The sequence below is a fragment of the Desulfovibrio sp. genome, assembly GCF_035644575.1.
Classification (GTDB): domain Bacteria; phylum Desulfobacterota; class Desulfovibrionia; order Desulfovibrionales; family Desulfovibrionaceae; genus Desulfovibrio.
The window spans coordinates 1-14,501 of sequence record NZ_DASQOG010000236.1 but is presented as its reverse complement, the minus strand read 5'-3'; the positions used below and the strand labels follow the sequence as shown (position 1 = coordinate 14,501).

15 protein-coding genes are annotated in these 14,501 nt (G+C 59.9%); 11 read left to right on the top strand and 4 right to left on the bottom strand.

Features of this window, described 5'->3' with window-relative positions:
- The 7 genes from VEZ52_RS13330 to VEZ52_RS13300 form a co-directional block, all read left to right on the top strand.
- The coding region (locus VEZ52_RS13330) for a ribosome recycling factor (protein WP_324837249.1) at positions 1 to 138 on the top strand (138 nt) is incomplete at its 5' end.
- A 115-nt stretch (positions 139 to 253) separates the two neighbouring features.
- Positions 254 to 976: an isoprenyl transferase gene (locus VEZ52_RS13325; protein ID WP_324837248.1), complete on the top strand. Its 723-nt coding sequence runs from the start codon at positions 254 to 256 to the stop codon at positions 974 to 976.
- Complete coding sequence (locus tag VEZ52_RS13320) at positions 966 to 1,781, top strand: phosphatidate cytidylyltransferase (protein WP_022657668.1); 816 nt, start codon at positions 966 to 968, stop codon at positions 1,779 to 1,781. Before VEZ52_RS13325 ends, VEZ52_RS13320 begins: the two co-directional genes overlap by 11 nt.
- A 192-nt stretch (positions 1,782 to 1,973) precedes the next feature.
- The gene (dxr, locus tag VEZ52_RS13315) at positions 1,974 to 3,302 is read left to right on the top strand and encodes a 1-deoxy-D-xylulose-5-phosphate reductoisomerase (protein ID WP_324837247.1); all 1,329 of its coding nucleotides are present in this window, start codon (positions 1,974 to 1,976) and stop codon (positions 3,300 to 3,302) included.
- On the top strand, positions 3,296 to 4,450 hold the full coding sequence (gene rseP, locus VEZ52_RS13310; RefSeq protein WP_324837246.1) for an RIP metalloprotease RseP: 1,155 nt from the start codon (positions 3,296 to 3,298) through the stop codon (positions 4,448 to 4,450). The genes dxr and rseP overlap by 7 nt, the downstream gene beginning before the upstream one ends.
- Positions 4,450 to 5,307: a tRNA (adenosine(37)-N6)-threonylcarbamoyltransferase complex dimerization subunit type 1 TsaB gene (gene tsaB / locus VEZ52_RS13305; RefSeq protein ID WP_324837245.1), complete on the top strand. Its 858-nt coding sequence runs from the start codon at positions 4,450 to 4,452 to the stop codon at positions 5,305 to 5,307. Before rseP ends, tsaB begins: the two co-directional genes overlap by 1 nt.
- Positions 5,308 to 5,421: 114 nt before the next feature.
- Positions 5,422 to 6,039, top strand: a complete 618-nt coding sequence (locus tag VEZ52_RS13300; RefSeq protein WP_324837244.1) for a nitroreductase family protein — start codon at positions 5,422 to 5,424, stop codon at positions 6,037 to 6,039.
- A 101-nt stretch (positions 6,040 to 6,140) separates the two neighbouring features.
- Here the strand turns inward: VEZ52_RS13300 and VEZ52_RS13295 are convergent, their stop codons facing one another.
- From VEZ52_RS13295 to VEZ52_RS13280, 4 genes are read right to left on the bottom strand one after another with little or no spacing between them, the layout of a single operon-like run.
- Positions 6,141 to 6,983 carry a histidinol-phosphatase gene (locus VEZ52_RS13295; protein WP_324837243.1) on the bottom strand — a complete coding sequence of 281 codons (843 nt, stop codon included), beginning with the start codon at positions 6,981 to 6,983 and terminating at the stop codon, positions 6,141 to 6,143.
- 26 nt (positions 6,984 to 7,009) lie between these two features.
- Entirely contained in the window at positions 7,010 to 7,936 is a 927-nt protein-coding gene (locus tag VEZ52_RS13290) for a bifunctional riboflavin kinase/FAD synthetase (protein ID WP_324837242.1), read from the bottom strand.
- Positions 7,937 to 7,977: 41 nt separating this feature from the next.
- Positions 7,978 to 8,475 (bottom strand): hypothetical protein, encoded by a 498-nt coding sequence (locus VEZ52_RS13285; protein WP_324837241.1) that lies wholly within the window; start codon positions 8,473 to 8,475, stop codon positions 7,978 to 7,980.
- 42 nt (positions 8,476 to 8,517) lie between these two features.
- A complete protein-coding gene (locus VEZ52_RS13280) occupies positions 8,518 to 10,263 on the bottom strand; it encodes a DEAD/DEAH box helicase (protein ID WP_324837240.1) in 1,746 nt (581 codons plus the stop codon).
- 255 nt (positions 10,264 to 10,518) lie between these two features.
- On the opposite strand from VEZ52_RS13280, the gene hisI reads away from it, so the two are divergent.
- From hisI to VEZ52_RS13260, 4 genes are all read left to right on the top strand, one after another.
- On the top strand, positions 10,519 to 10,935 hold the full coding sequence (gene hisI, locus VEZ52_RS13275) for a phosphoribosyl-AMP cyclohydrolase (protein WP_022657658.1): 417 nt from the start codon (positions 10,519 to 10,521) through the stop codon (positions 10,933 to 10,935).
- A 12-nt stretch (positions 10,936 to 10,947) separates the two neighbouring features.
- Complete coding sequence (gene hisG, locus VEZ52_RS13270; RefSeq protein WP_324837239.1) at positions 10,948 to 11,841, top strand: ATP phosphoribosyltransferase; 894 nt, start codon at positions 10,948 to 10,950, stop codon at positions 11,839 to 11,841.
- Between the two features lie 140 nt (positions 11,842 to 11,981).
- A complete protein-coding gene (locus VEZ52_RS13265; RefSeq protein ID WP_324837238.1) occupies positions 11,982 to 12,755 on the top strand; it encodes a YkgJ family cysteine cluster protein in 774 nt (257 codons plus the stop codon).
- Positions 12,756 to 13,135: 380 nt separating this feature from the next.
- Positions 13,136 to 14,398, top strand: a complete 1,263-nt coding sequence (locus VEZ52_RS13260) for a sulfite exporter TauE/SafE family protein (protein ID WP_324837237.1) — start codon at positions 13,136 to 13,138, stop codon at positions 14,396 to 14,398.
- Positions 14,399 to 14,501 lie beyond the last annotated feature (103 nt).

The following is a 14,501-nucleotide window of genomic DNA, read 5'->3' as shown; positions in this document are numbered from 1 at the left end:
AAGCTGGAAAAAGACAAGGCCATCAGCGAAGACGAACAGAAGAAGGCTTCTGAAGACGTGCAAAAGCTGACGGACAAGTTTGTGGCTGATGCCGACAAAAAGTGCGCGGCCAAAGAAAAGGAAATCATGGAAATCTAGCCCATGGCGGATTTTCCGCCCGGGTTGCGCGCGCCCCGCAAGCACATTGCGGGGCGCGGTTTTGCTGCCGCAGACAATGCGCAGACCCGCAGGACTTTTCACCACAGGCTTTTGCATGACGGATCATCCAGACAAACTGCCCACACACCTCGCCATCATCATGGACGGCAATGGCCGCTGGGCCCAGGCGCGCGGTTTGCCCCGCGAAGCAGGCCACCGCGCTGGCGCGGAAACCGTGCGCAACATAGTGACCGAATGCCGGTCGCTGGGCATACGCCACCTCACGCTCTACACTTTTTCCAGCGAAAACTGGAATCGCCCCAAGACAGAAATCAGCGCTCTGTTCAGCCTGCTGATGGAATTTCTGAGCCGCGAGGTGCCGCGCATGGTCGAACAAGGCATTTCCATGCGTGTCCTGGGCGACATTGAATCCATGCCCCTTGCCCAGCGCACGGCCCTGCGCCATGCCATCAAACGCACCGAGGGCGGTAAGGACATGGTTCTGAATCTCGCCCTCAACTACGGCGGCAGGGGTGAAATTGTACGCGCCATGCAAACCATGCTGCGCGAAGGTCTGCGCCCTGAAGACGTGACCGAACAGGCCGTTGCCGACCATCTTTACACCGCCGGACAACCGGACCCTGACCTGCTTATCCGCACCAGCGGCGAGCAGAGGCTGAGCAATTATCTGCTCTACCAATGCGCCTACAGCGAGCTGTATTTCACGCCCGTGCCATGGCCGGACTTCGACGCCGCGCAGCTCCGCATGGCCCTTGACGCCTATGCCGCCCGTTCGCGCCGCTTCGGCAAAACACAGGAGCAAATTGATGCCCATTGATCCTTCAACGCAATCCATCGATATCCGCCGCATTTTCACAGGTCTTGCCCTTGCTGCGGTCTTGCTGCTGGCACTCTGGTTCAGGGGCCTGCCTTTGTTGTTTGTCATTTTGCTGGTATGCGCCCTCGGCCTGTGGGAGTTCTACTCCCTGTTCTGGGGTTCCAGCCGTGTGCCCAGCCGCATCTGCGCCATCGTGCTTGGCTGGTGCATGATCTGCCTCACGTGGCTGCACAGGCCGCAAGATGCTCTGGTCTGCCTTGGCGCTGGCTTTGTGCTGGCTTCCATGAGTTTTCTTTTCCGGTGGGATGTTGTTGAAGACGACAATGCCTTTGCCTCCAGCGGCATATTTATGGCGGGGCTGGCCTATGTGCCCCTGCTGCTGCTCCCGGCGACCTATCTTTCCACCACCAAGCTCATCTTTGTCATTGCCGCCGTGGCCATTTCAGACACCACCGCCTACTTTGTGGGCACACGCTTTGGGCACCACAAGCTGTGGCCCCGCGTCAGCCCCAAGAAAAGCTCGGAAGGCGCGGTGGGCAGCCTTGTTGGCTGTGTGATCTTTTGCGCCATTTACGGCGAAATTTACGGCAAGACCGGCTGGTTCTCCTTTGCTCTGCTGGGCATTGCGATCAATGCCTTTGCCCAGTTGGGCGACCTCTTTGAATCCGCCCTCAAGCGCTCGGTAAACATCAAGGATTCCGGCAATCTGTTGCCAGGGCACGGCGGCATCCTCGACAGAGCCGACAGCCTGCTGTTTGCCATGCCCATGGTGGCCGTTGTTGACCAGTGGTTTTTCTTCTTTTAGGGCCTTGCCCCTAAAGAGCATTATTATTTTAAAATTCACGGGCGTCTGCGTGAGCAGACGCCCCCTGCTTGCGGGGCTAAAAGCATTGGCTATCCCTTCCACTGGGGAGCTTGAATTTTTTGCCGCAGTACCAATCTCATGCGCACACGCGCCGCGAGCACCTGCGCGCGCCCATTAAAGGACAACGTCATCATGGCGCAACTCTGGCCCGGCCTGGGCGGCCCTTCCATCAATTACATTTCTGACGCCCCCGGTGAAAACTGGCAGCAAACTTGGCCGCGTAGTCTGGTACTTCTGGGTTCCACAGGCTCCATAGGACGCAGCACGCTGGAAGTTGCCGCAGCGCATGCACAGGCCTTCCGCATGGTGGGTTTCGCCTGCGCCCGCAACGTGCAGCGCCTTGCGGAACAGGCCCTCGCATGGAGGCCGCCGCATCTGGCTGTGCTTGACGAAGAATCCGCAGCCAAACTGCGCGCACTGCTGCCTGCGGACTACCACCCCCGCATTCTTGTGGGGAGCGAGGGCTACGCGGAGCTGGCCTCCCTGCCCGAGGCTTCCACCGTGCTTTCCGCGCAGGTGGGCGCTGCGGGTCTTGCCGGAACGCTGGCCGCGGCTCTGGCGGGCAAGGTCATCTGCCTTGCCAACAAGGAATCCTTGGTGCTGGCTGGCGACCTTGTGCGCCGCGTGTGCGCCCGCACAGGGGCCGTGGTGCTGCCTGTGGATTCCGAGCACAACGCCATTTTCCAGTGCCTTGCCGGGCGCGGGCAGGAAGTGGAACGGCTCATTCTCACAGCCTCCGGCGGCCCATTTCGCGGCTGGACGCGCGAGGCCCTGAACGCCGTCACGCCCGAGCAGGCTCTCAAGCATCCCAACTGGAGCATGGGGGCCAAGATCACCATTGATTCTGCCACGCTCATGAACAAGGGGCTGGAGGTCATTGAGGCTTTTCACCTCTACGGAGTGCCTGTCGAGCGCATCAAGGTGCTGGTGCATCCTCAATCCGTGGTGCATTCACTTGTGGAATTTCACGATGGCAGCCAGCTTGCCCAGCTCGGCACGCCGGACATGCGCATGGCCATTGCGGCCTGCCTGCTTTGGCCGCGCTGTGTGCCGGTCAACGTACCGCCGCTTGACCTTACGGCAAAGCCGCTTACCTTTCATGAACCGGACGAAAGCGCTTTTCCCTGTCTCGGGCTGGCCAGGCAGGTGCTGGAAAACCGTGGTGGACGTTGCGTAGTGCTCAACGCCGCCAACGAGGCCGCAGTGGATCTTTTCCTTACAGGCCGCTGCGCGTTTATGGACATTCCCCGGCTGATAGCTGCCGCACTGGAGGCGCACGGCGCTTCCAACCCCGGCAATCAGCCTTTATGCGCGCCCCTTGAAGGTGCCGCTTCCGCAACTGACAGCGAAGCCGCACTGACAATCGAGGCGCATACACTGGCGGAGCGCATGCAGCGTCTTGACTGCCAGAGCCGCGAGCTGGTCTACGGATTGGCCCGTGACGGAGGTTCCTTGTGCTGACAACAGTTATTGCAGTAGTGGTCGTTCTTGGCGGCCTGATCTTTTTCCACGAGCTGGGCCATTTTGCCGTGGCGCGTGGCCTTGGCATGGGCGTTTCCACGTTCTCGCTGGGCTTTGGCCCCAAGATTCTCAAATACCGCAAGGGCAAGACGGAATATGCTCTGTCGCTGGTGCCGCTTGGCGGCTATGTGGCCCTGGTGGGTGAAAGCGACCCCAAGGACCTTCCCGAAGGCTTTACCGAAAAAGAAAGCTTTGCCCTGCGCCCCGCATGGCAGCGTCTGCTTGTGGTTGCCGCCGGGCCCGCCGCCAATATCCTTCTGGCGTGGCTGCTCTGCTGGACTCTGGCCCTAGGCTGGGGCACCCCCGTGCTGCTGCCGCAGGTTGGCGGCGTTGTGCAGAACGGCCCCGCAGACAAGGCGGGCATTCAGCCCGGCGACACCATTGTAAGCATCAACGGCGCTGCCGTTGCCAACTGGCAGGCCATGGCCGACGCCATTACGCAAAGCAACGGCAAAACGCTTGCCGTCACGCTTTCACGCCCCGACATGGCCCCTCAGGCAGACGATCAAACACGCGCCGATGAAGCCGCGCAGCCCGAGCAAGGCATGATCATCAGCGTGGAACTCACGCCCGAGCGTTCCATACGCAAGACCATATTTGGCGAAGAAGAAAGCGCCTGGCTTATCGGCATCCGTAATTCCGGTGCTGTGCGGCTTGTGCAGCACGGCTTTGCCGATGCGGCCATTGCCGGAGCGGGCCAGACCGCAGACATGGTTTCGCTCACATGGCAGAGCTTTGTAAAACTGGCCGAACGCGTGGTGCCTCTGGATCAGGTGGGCGGCCCCATCATGATCATGCAGATGGTGGGCAAGCAGGCCCACGAAGGCCTTGCCGGGCTGCTGGCGCTGGCTGCGCTCATCAGCATCAACCTTGGCATCCTGAACCTGCTGCCCATCCCCGTGCTGGATGGCGGGCAGATTGTTTTTTGCCTGTGGGAAATAATTTTCCGCCGCCCGCTCAACGCGCGTTTGCAGGATTACGCCATGCGCGCGGGCATCGCCCTTCTGGTGGCTCTCATGCTGCTTGCCACCTATAACGACCTGTGGCGCATCCTCAAGAATACCGGTTGGTTTGGGAGCGGCTCATAATGCAGAACGGCACCGGGCTTGAGCTTATCCTCAATGCCGCAGAGGGCGCGCTCCAGATCATTGTCACCGAAGACGAGCGGCTGCTCTGCGTGCAGGAATGGCACAAGGCCGACAGGGCTACGGAAATTCTGGCTCCGGCCCTGGCAGAGATTTGCAGCAGCCTTGGCATCAAGCCTGCCGACTTCCGGCGCATTGCCTGCGTGCGCGGGCCGGGTTCCTTTACGGGCATACGGCTGGTGCTGACCACCGCCGCAGCCCTGCGCCGCGTGGGGCAGGCCCGTCTGGCAGGGCTGGACTACATGCAGGCTCTGGCCACCAGCGCCGTGCTCCAGCACAATCTGTTTTACGGCACCCCCGTATGGGTGCTCACCCACGCCCGCCGCAATCTTGTGCACTGCCAGCCCTTCATGTCGTATGGGGCGCAGATTCCGGCACAGCCCACGCAGGCCGTTGACCTCTGCGCGCCGCAGGAGGCCCTGCAACGTATTGAGGCCGCACTGGGCGCGCCCCTGCCGGATGGCACAGACAAACACCGCCGTATGCACATCTGCGGCAGCGGCCTTGCCCGCAATGCAGATGTTTTTGCGGCTCTGCAAGGCATGCGCATGGTTCCCGCAGAAAAGGAAACCGGCTCTCCGTTCGCCATACCCCGGTTGGTCTGCCCGAATACGGATGCGCTGTGCCTGCTGGCCCGCCACGGCGATTATTTTGACGCAGATGTGGAGCCGCTCTATGTACGGCCCTGCGATGCGGTTGAAAATCTCCCCCAACTGGCCCCACGCATGGGCATGACCGGCGAACGCGCGGTTGCTGCGCTGGACACCATGCTGGAACGTTCCCCCAAAAGCGAAATCTGAACATCCTGCTGCAAAGGCATGCTTGACCATGCGCGTTTGCGGAACTGGCGTCTTGCCTGTATTTCATAGCAAACCGCTACTGGTACAAATCCAACCACAACACGGAGAACACCCATGATCCGTACCGTCAGACACTCACTTTCCCTATTGCTTTCATTGGCTGCCCTGGCCCTTATCCCCGCCGCTCCCACAGCTGTGAGCGCTGCGGACAGCACCGCCCGCATGGAGCTGCCCGCCCCCAACAAAACCGGCGGCATGCCCCTGTTGCAGGCTCTTGCCCAGCGCCGCTCCATCAAAACGGGCTTCAGTGGAGCGGCCCTTTCGCCCCAACAGTTGAGCGATCTCTTGTGGGCCACCTGGGGCGTCAACCGAGACGGCGGCCGCAGGACCGCCCCCACGGCCATGAACCGGCAGGATGTGCGTCTGTACGTGGCCCTTGAAAACGGCGTGTGGCTTTATGAGGCTGACCACGCGCTCGTCAAGGTGCTGGATGGCGACTGGCGCGCCCAGATGGGCGGAGGCTCGCTCACCCTGCTCTACGCCGTACCGCAGGGCAACGAATGGGGCGGGGCGCACGTGGGTTCCCTGTACCAGAATGCCGGGCTGTTCTGCGCCTCCGCAGGGCTGGGCAACTTTGTACATGTTTCCGGCCTGCACGCGCTGGACGGCAAACTTCCCCTGCCTGAAGGTTGGAAGGTCTTTATCATCCAGACGGTGGGCCTGCTGAAGTAAGGCTTTGCCGAACGCAAAGCGAATCCCCGTTCTTCATGCGAAGAACGGGGATTTTTCATATCTTGCACACACCGCGATGTGAGCAAAAAAGGCCAGTAGAGCTAAAACGTCAGCTCTCTGCGCTCGCGGGCCACGCAGATGCGGCTGCGCGTAAAACCAAAGGATGCGGCATAGACCGCCAGTTCCGTGAAATGCGAGCCGGTATCTTCCATATTGTGCGCGTCCGAACCAAAACTGATGCGCAGGCCGAGATCCGCCGCCAAACGCATGATGGCCGGGCCAGGGTAGGGTTCGTGAAATGGCTTGCGCAAGCCAGCCGAAGAAACTTCCATGGCTGTATCTGTGGCGCGCATAGCTTCAAGCACTGCTGCCATGCGGTCTGTGCTGCCCGGCCGGGCCAGCCATGCCTGAAAATCATCAAAGCAGCACACCTTGATGAAATCCGGGTGGGCCACCACATCCACCATACCGCTGGCAGCCAGCCCACGCATGACATCATAATAGGCGTCGTAGCGCGCAAAGCGCTCCTGCCGCTCCACTTCCGGCCCCCAACTGCGGGGAGAGCCTACAGGCACATCGTTCACAAAATGCAACCCGCCGATGATGTAGTCAAAGGCGTAGCGGCTGACCATATCGCGCATCCACGGGGTGTTGACCGGCAGCCAGTCAAGCTCCATGCCCAGCAGTACGCGCGGTTGGGCCTGCGCGCCGGATTTTTGGCTGGAGGTCTCCGCTCGCAGGGCCAGCACTTCATCGGCATAGGCAGGGAAAGTTACGGCGAGGTCGCCCTTGTACAAGGGGCAGGAATAACCAGGCGGCAGGGGGGAATGCTCTGAAAAACCGTACCAGACCAGCTTGCGCGCCTGTGCGGCAGCAAACATTTCTGCCACTGTGGCAAGGCCGTGCGAGGCAACGGTATGGTTATGAATGTCGGCGCAGATCATGGTTTCTCCAGCCGCCCCCAGCCCTCCTAGAATGCAGCCTGTGCGAGCAGGGAGCGGGCGTCCTTCACATCCTGGGCAATGCGCTGTTTGAGGGCATCCACCGAGGCAAAGCGTTCTTCACCGCGCACACGGCCCACAAACTCCAGGCGCATCATCTGACCATAAAGATTTTTGCCGTCTTCCAGCAAAAAAGTTTCAACGCCAAGCTCGTTGTCGCCAAAGGTTGGTTTGCGGCCCACACAGGTCACTGCGGGCCAGCTGTGGCCCTCCAGAGTCGCGCGGGTGGCGTACACGCCTTCCACAGGGAGCACCACTTCGGGCTTGCGCTGGTTGGCGGTGGGAAAGCCCAGCCCCGCCCCGCGCCCATCGCCGTGCACCACTTCGCCGCTGAAGCCGTGGAATCGCCCAAGCAGGCGCGCGGCCCTCGCCACATCCCCCTGGCCGATAAGCCCGCGCAGAGATGTGGAGCTTACCACAGTGCCTTCTACCAGCACTGGTTCAAGCTGCTCCACGGTAAAGCCGGTCAGTGCGCCAAGCTCGCGCAGCACGGTGACCTGCCCCCCACGGTTGCGGCCCAGCGTAAAGTCGTAGCCCACCACAAGGCGGCGCAGATGCATGGGTTCAAGAATGGTCTGCACGAATGTTCCGGCATCCAGTGAGGCCAGTTCGCGCGTAAAAGGCAGCTCAAGCACAAAGGGAACGCCCAGCGCTTCAAGCAGGGCGAACCTGTCTTCACGCGTGGTCAGGGGCATGTGCCCGCGCTCGGGAAACAGCACCTGACGGGGGTGCGGCCAGAAGGTCATGACCACCGGGGTCAGGTCTTCCTGCGCAGCAACCTCAAGGGTGCGGCGGATAAGAGCCTGATGCCCAAGATGGACGCCGTCGAAATTACCGATGGTGACGGCTGCACCCGCGAGGGCGCCCAGCGCGTCAACTGAATGGACGATTTTCATTAGATATGCCGATTCCCGAACAAATAGCGCACGCCCGGCGGCTAGATGAGCCGGTCGAAAACGAGTTTGTAAATCTTGCGGATATGCAGCACCAGTTTGAGATTGACGCTCTTGGCCTGACCGGGATCCTGCGTGGAAAAGGAGCACAGGTGCCTGGCAACTTCGCTGAAGTCGCCATCGCCCCGTGGCTCAAGCATGGCCCAGTATTCATTGGCCCGCTGCACAATGTGATTGCTGTGCTTGTCCTTATGCGCCCGCACGTATTCCTGCTGAAAAAGCTCAAACATGCGCGGAGCATCAACAGGAAAAGACCGCGCCAGCGCCAGCCGCCACAGGGCCATGTAAAGCCCCATGAGTTCCGACTGCATCTGGCGGCGACGCATAAACTGCATGCGCTTGACGCCCAGCAGTTCAAGCTCAAGGGTAAAGTCGGCATCGGCCAGCAATGCCTTGAAATTCTCCAAAGCCGCGCGCGCGGCTTCAGTCGGGGCACCGTCTGTCGATGCCTCCTGCGTGGTGAGATCGTCACTGTTCTGCATGGCTGTCACACTTAACTGTTTGCTCGTAAAATCCCAAAATGCCTAGTCTCCGCCCTCGCGGGACGAACCCTGGCCCTGCCCGTCGGCAGATTGCCCTGCAGTACCCTCGGTTGCATTGCCGTCACGACGTCGCGAGGAACGGCGACGGCGTTTGCCGGAATGCAAAGATTTACCCTCGCCAGCGCCGGAATCAGAACCGGAATCCGGGGTTGATCCCTCGCTCTGCCCTTCAGAGGCAGCGGGGCTGGCTTCCACGGCGTCCGCGCTGCGGCCACCGGACGGCTTTGCCCGGCCACCGCGTGAACGGCCCGGCTTTGCCTGACGCGACTGACGCTGCTGGCTCTCGGCGGCGCGGGGCCGCCCATCGGGAAAGCGCGTTTCGCGCAGGCTTTCCTGGTGGCAGGCATCCAGCAGCATGGCCAGAAGCAGCACGTTGTCTTCTTCATCGCTCTGCGTGGCAAGATCGCGCGCAAGCTGGGCATAGCGCCCAACGCGCATGCGTTCAAGCCCGGTCAGATTGCGGAACCGCCCTTCGAGAATGGCGGTCAGTCTGGCTCCGGCTACCCGGGCCACGTCTTCGTCAGAAGGCAAAGGCAGGGGGATTATGCCGATCTTGTAATGCTTGGCGATACGGTCAAGCTCCATGCGCTGCATCACGTCCACCAGCGAAATGACCGTACCGGCGGCACCCGCGCGGCCTGTGCGGCCTGCGCGATGGATGTAGCTTTCGTGATCTTCCGGCGGCTCATAAAGAAAAACGTGCGAGAGCTGCGCAATATCAATGCCGCGCGCCGCAACATCGGTAGCCACAAGATATTGCAGCTTGCCCTCGCGGATTTTTTCAAGCACGGCCTCGCGGCGCGACTGCGAAAGATCAGCGGAAAGCTCGTCGGCGCTGTAGCCAAAACCCTGCAAAACGCCCGTCACGTAATGTACGTTGGACTTGGTATTGCAAAAAATAATGGCCGAGGCGGGGTTTTCCGTTTCCAGCAGGCGCACGAGCGCGCGGTCTTTATCCATGGGCTTCACCTCGCAAAAGAGGTGCTGCACTTCGGCCACGTGCACTTCTTTTTGCGAGAGGGAAAGCATGGCCGGTTCCGCCATGAATTCACGCGCCAGCTTGAGCACATGGGGCGGATACGTGGCGGAGAACAGGCAGGTATGGATGCGCTTTTGCGGCAGATAGCTCTGGATTTCCTTCATGTCGGGATAAAACCCGATGGAAAGCATGCGGTCGGCCTCGTCAAAAACCAGAACGCGCAGGTCGCGCAGCTCCATGGTGCGGCGCAGCAAATGGTCAAGCACGCGGCCAGGCGTGCCCACAATAACCTGCGCGCCGTCGCGCAGGGCATCCATCTGCTTTTTATAGCCCACGCCGCCATAAACAGCGACAGTGCGGATGCCTGTTTCTGCAAAAATTACAGCAGCTTCTCGCTCAACCTGAACGGCGAGCTCGCGCGTGGGGGCCAGCACCAGAGCCTGCGGGGCCTTGAGGTCGGCAGAAATATGGGGAAGCATGGGCAAGAGGTAGCAGCCCGTCTTGCCGCTGCCAGTGCGGGACTGCACCATGATGTCGCGCCCGGCCAGCAGATAGGGCAAGGCCAGCGACTGCACGGGCATAAGGCTTTGCCAGCCGGCCCGACGGCAGGCCGCACTCACGGTTTCAGGCAATTCGTCAAGAGTCACCCTGGGCAGGGCATCATCGGGTTCGCTGACGGAAATGCCGTGCAGCACGGCGTCAGAAGCGGAATCCGCACAATCATTCACAGTGGAATCATAATCGGCCATGTATTTTCCCGGCGGCACACCCGCCATAACTAAGAGTTTTGCTAACGTGCCAGCATGCCACACCCGGCATGGATTCGCAAGTTGCGCCTTTTGCGGCAGACCATGCCGCCTCAGGAACGCCGCGCTTGCGTCCTGCGGCTCTTGCAGGTAGATTTAACTGTTTGCGCGGAACAAACCGCGCCATTAGACACCGTATTTTGTCGGCACTTCGCAGGCGCGCACAGCCCTGCCACCCGACACAACAAAGGAGGCCCCATGTCCGCTACCCCTGACGGCAGCGCGGCTCTGGAAGGCAACCCCGGGTTTCAGCCCGACTTCAGCAAGGGGCTTTTGCCCGCCATCGCCCAGGATTGCGACAGCGGCGAAGTGCTCATGCTGGCCTATATGAACGAAGATGCATGGCGCAAAACCCTTGAAACCGGCGAGGCCCATTACTGGAGCCGCAGCCGCAAGGAGCTTTGGCACAAGGGCGGCACATCGGGCAATGTACAAAAAGTGCGTTCCCTGCGGCTTGATTGTGACAATGACACCATACTGCTGCTTATTGAGCAGATCGGCGGGGCCGCCTGTCATACAGGTAGGCGCTCCTGCTTTTACAGGGAATTGAAGCAAGGTTCGGTGCGGGAATGCTCCCCGCAGGTTTTTGACCCCAAAAAAGTCTACGGTCGATAGAAGGAAACTGTCATGAGCGCGGATACCATGCCCATCATCAAGCTTGGCGTGCCCAAGGGCTCGCTGGAAGAAGCCACCATCAACCTTTTTGAACGCGCGGGCTGGAAAATCCGCAAACATACGCGCAACTATTTTCCCGACATCAACGATCCGCAGATCACCGCCTCGCTCTGCCGCGTGCAGGAAATCGGCGAATACATCGAAGCTGGCGTGCTGGACGTGGGCATCACCGGCCTTGACTGGCTGACCGAACGCAACCACGAAGACAAAGTGGTGCGCGTCTCCGACCTCGTATATTCCAAGACTTCCAACCGGCCCTGCCGCTGGGTGCTGGCCGTGGCGGGCGATTCGCCCTACCAGAAGGCCGCCGACCTCGCGGGCAAGCGCATCGCCACCGAGCTGCAAGGCCTGACGCAGCGCTATTTTGACCGCGAAGGCGTCAAGGTTGACGTATTCTACTCCTGGGGCGCCACCGAAGCCAAGGTTGTGGAAGGTCTGGCTGACGGCATTGTGGAAGTGACCGAAACCGGCACCACCATCCGCGCTCACGGCCTGCGCATCATTGACGAGGTCATGATTTCCTACCCTGTGCTCATTGCCAATAAGAAAGCCTGGGAAGATCCCGCCAAGCGCGCCAAAATCGAGCAACTCGACCTGCTGCTCCAGGGCGCGCTCAAGGCAGAAAATCTGGTGGCCCTCAAGATGAACGCGCCTGCGGACAATCTGGCCGCCATCCTTGAAATGCTGCCCTCGCTCAATTCGCCCACGGTTTCGCCCCTGCGCGACACCCACTGGCTCTCGGTGGAATCCGTGGTGCAGATTGATGTGGTGCGCGATCTGATTCCCCGTTTGCGCCTTGCTGGCGCAGAGGGCATCATTGAATACGCGCTGAACAAGGTCATCTAGCAGTAGCCGTCCGCACGGGCGGCAGCACAAATAACGACAAGGCGGCCTGCGCAAGCGGGCCGCTTTCTGCCCGCGCGGCGGGCATTTATTGTTTCCTCGCCCCGCGCCGCCGCGCCACGGGCACGCAACCAGGAGCGCCCATGTCCTCTGATGCCAGCCGTGAACTTCTCGACAGCCTGCCCGAACTGAAACCTGACGAAACATTCTGCTTTGACTGCAACCCCGATGTTCCCTGTTTCAACCGTTGCTGCGCAGAGCTGACCCTGCCCCTGACCCCTTACGACGTACTGCGCCTGCGGCGTAATCTGGGCCTTGGCAGCGAGGACTTTCTTGGCACCTTTACCACATTGCGCTCGTTTCCTGACACAGGCTTTCCCCTGCCCATGCTGCGCATGCTTGACGGCCCGGACGAACCCTGCCCCTTTGTGACCCCTGCGGGTTGCTCAGTGTACGAAGACAGACCCGGCGCATGCCGCTACTACCCCTTGGGGCGCGGCACAAAAATGGCGGCAAACGGCGTTTCGGAACGCTTCTTTGTGGTGCGCGAGCCACACTGCCTTGGCTTTGACAAAGGCACCGTGCGCACACCGCACCAGTGGCTGGAAAATGAGGAGCTGCGGCCTTTCAACACTTCCAACGACCGCTACATGCGCTTGATGGCCATGGTACGGGCGACGGGTCAACCACTTGAACCCCGACTGGTAACTATGATAGTGCTGTGTCTGTTTCAGATCGACAAGTTCCGTGAGCTTATCACAAACATGCGTGTATTCTCGCATGTGGACATAAGCGACCAGCGCAAGGCGGACATCATGGAAGACAGCCAGCAGGGCGACGAAGCCGCGCTTGATTTCGGGCTGGACTGGATGGAGCTTGTCATCTTTGGTCAGAGCCAGGGCCTGGCCAAAAAATAGATTGTTTTGAATTTCACAAATACGGCGAAAAAGCGCCCCCCACAGCAATGCGAGGGAGCGCTTTTTCATATCCTGCCGAGGTTATTGAGCATTCCAGCATAGCGAAAAACTGGCGATTTCCGGGGCTATTTTTTGGAAGTTTGCAGATCGAGCAACCTTGCTCGTGATAAATTTCTTTTACAAATTCCGGCGAATATGTCAGAGTGACTGGGTACAGGATATTTTGAGCTGGAGATTGATAAAAAACCAAAGAATTCAAGCATATCTACTGACAGAACCCAGCTGTGTGTGACGCGACGCACGGCATTGCCTTAGACGGTTTGTTTGTATTGGGGCCACGACCTCGGCCATTGGCCGGAACAATCGTATTGGAGGAGAGTATGAGTTTTGGCAGACAGGTGTATGAGTTTCTGCTGAGCAGCTCCCAGGCTTATGCCAAATGGGATTTGGAAGTCTCCACTTCCATTCTCAAAAGCAGGAAAAAGCTGCTCATCTTGTTGGCTCTTGCAGTTCCCATTCTGGCGGGCTGCTTTGCCGAAGCCTATGAGTATCACGAAATGCTGGGCGGCAAAACCGCCTATGCACCGGCTTTTTACACCAACACCATCTTTTTGGCTTCCATAGCCGTGGGCCTTGCAGCCGGTCTGATCACCGGGTGTATCGGTGCTGGCGGCGGCTTCATCATTACCCCCGCCCTTATGGCTGCGGGCGTGAAAGGCATTTTGGCGGTGGGCACTGACCTGTTCCACATTTTCGCCAAAGCCATCATGGGCACCACGGTGCACAAAAAGCTGGGCAACGTTTCCACCAAGCTGGCCATCGCCTTTCTTGTAGGCTCCGGCGCGGGAACAGTCATTGGCGGCGCGATCAACAAAGGGTTGTACAACGCTGACCCGCTGCTTTCCGAACTGTTCATCAGCACAATTTACGCAGTGCTGCTGGGCTTTCTTGGTTTCTATGCCCTGTTTGACTTTTTGAAGAGCTCCCGCGGCGGCGCCGCAGCGAATCAGGACGCGCACGGCGGCAGCGCCGGTATGACAGGCGTGGCCCTGAAGCTTCAGGCTCTGGCCGTGCCGCCCATGATCACCTTTGACGAAGACCTCATTCCCGGCGGCCGCCGGATCTCCGGCTGGATCGTTGCCGCGGGCGGCGTTATCGTGGGCATGCTGGCCGCCATCATGGGCGTGGGCGGCGGTTTCGTCACCTTCCCCATGTTCGTGTACATCTTCGGCGTGTCGTCCATGACCACCGTTGGTACCGACATTCTGCAGATCATCTTTACCGCTGGTTTTGCCTCCATCGGCCAGTACGCCATTTACGGCTACGTGTTCTACACGCTGGCTGTCGGCATGCTGCTTGGTTCGCTGCTGGGCATCCAGGTGGGCGCTCTGACCACCAAGGTGGTCAAGGGCATCCACATTCGCGGTTTTTACGCCATCTCCATCATTGCCGGTTTCATCAACCGTGCGGCCACCCTGCCCAAGAAGCTCGTTGAGCTTGAAGTGCTGAACTGGTCGCCCAGTGTGGTTGGCATTATTGAAGACGTGGGCAACGTTATTTTCTGGGTTGTTGTTGCCTTCTTCGGCATCTGGGTGTTCAGCAAATTCTTCTTCAACCTCGGCAAGCTTAGAGGGGAGGCCTGATCATGCTTATTCATGCCAAAGCCCCTTTCTTCCGGGGCAGCTTGATGCTCATTTCGTTTCTGGTTCTGTTTGCCGCCCTGCTCATGCCCATCTTGCGTGACGA

Bases quoted from the DNA above. Each gene is read 5' to 3' on its own strand.
- tsaB (WP_324837245.1), top strand. From the start codon at position 4,450: ATGCAGAACGGCACCGGGCTTGAGCTTATCCTCAATGCCGCAGAGGGC.
- hisG (WP_324837239.1), top strand. From the start codon at position 10,948: ATGAGCGCGGATACCATGCCCATCATCAAGCTTGGCGTGCCCAAGGGC.
- VEZ52_RS13325 (WP_324837248.1), top strand. From the start codon at position 254: ATGACGGATCATCCAGACAAACTGCCCACACACCTCGCCATCATCATG.
- VEZ52_RS13285 (WP_324837241.1), bottom strand. From the start codon at position 8,475: ATGCAGAACAGTGACGATCTCACCACGCAGGAGGCATCGACAGACGGT.
- dxr (WP_324837247.1), top strand. From the start codon at position 1,974: ATGGCGCAACTCTGGCCCGGCCTGGGCGGCCCTTCCATCAATTACATT.
- VEZ52_RS13320 (WP_022657668.1), top strand. From the start codon at position 966: ATGCCCATTGATCCTTCAACGCAATCCATCGATATCCGCCGCATTTTC.
- VEZ52_RS13295 (WP_324837243.1), bottom strand. From the start codon at position 6,983: ATGATCTGCGCCGACATTCATAACCATACCGTTGCCTCGCACGGCCTT.
- VEZ52_RS13290 (WP_324837242.1), bottom strand. From the start codon at position 7,936: ATGAAAATCGTCCATTCAGTTGACGCGCTGGGCGCCCTCGCGGGTGCA.
- VEZ52_RS13300 (WP_324837244.1), top strand. From the start codon at position 5,422: ATGATCCGTACCGTCAGACACTCACTTTCCCTATTGCTTTCATTGGCT.
- VEZ52_RS13280 (WP_324837240.1), bottom strand. From the start codon at position 10,263: ATGGCCGATTATGATTCCACTGTGAATGATTGTGCGGATTCCGCTTCT.
- VEZ52_RS13265 (WP_324837238.1), top strand. From the start codon at position 11,982: ATGTCCTCTGATGCCAGCCGTGAACTTCTCGACAGCCTGCCCGAACTG.
- hisI (WP_022657658.1), top strand. From the start codon at position 10,519: ATGTCCGCTACCCCTGACGGCAGCGCGGCTCTGGAAGGCAACCCCGGG.
- VEZ52_RS13260 (WP_324837237.1), top strand. From the start codon at position 13,136: ATGAGTTTTGGCAGACAGGTGTATGAGTTTCTGCTGAGCAGCTCCCAG.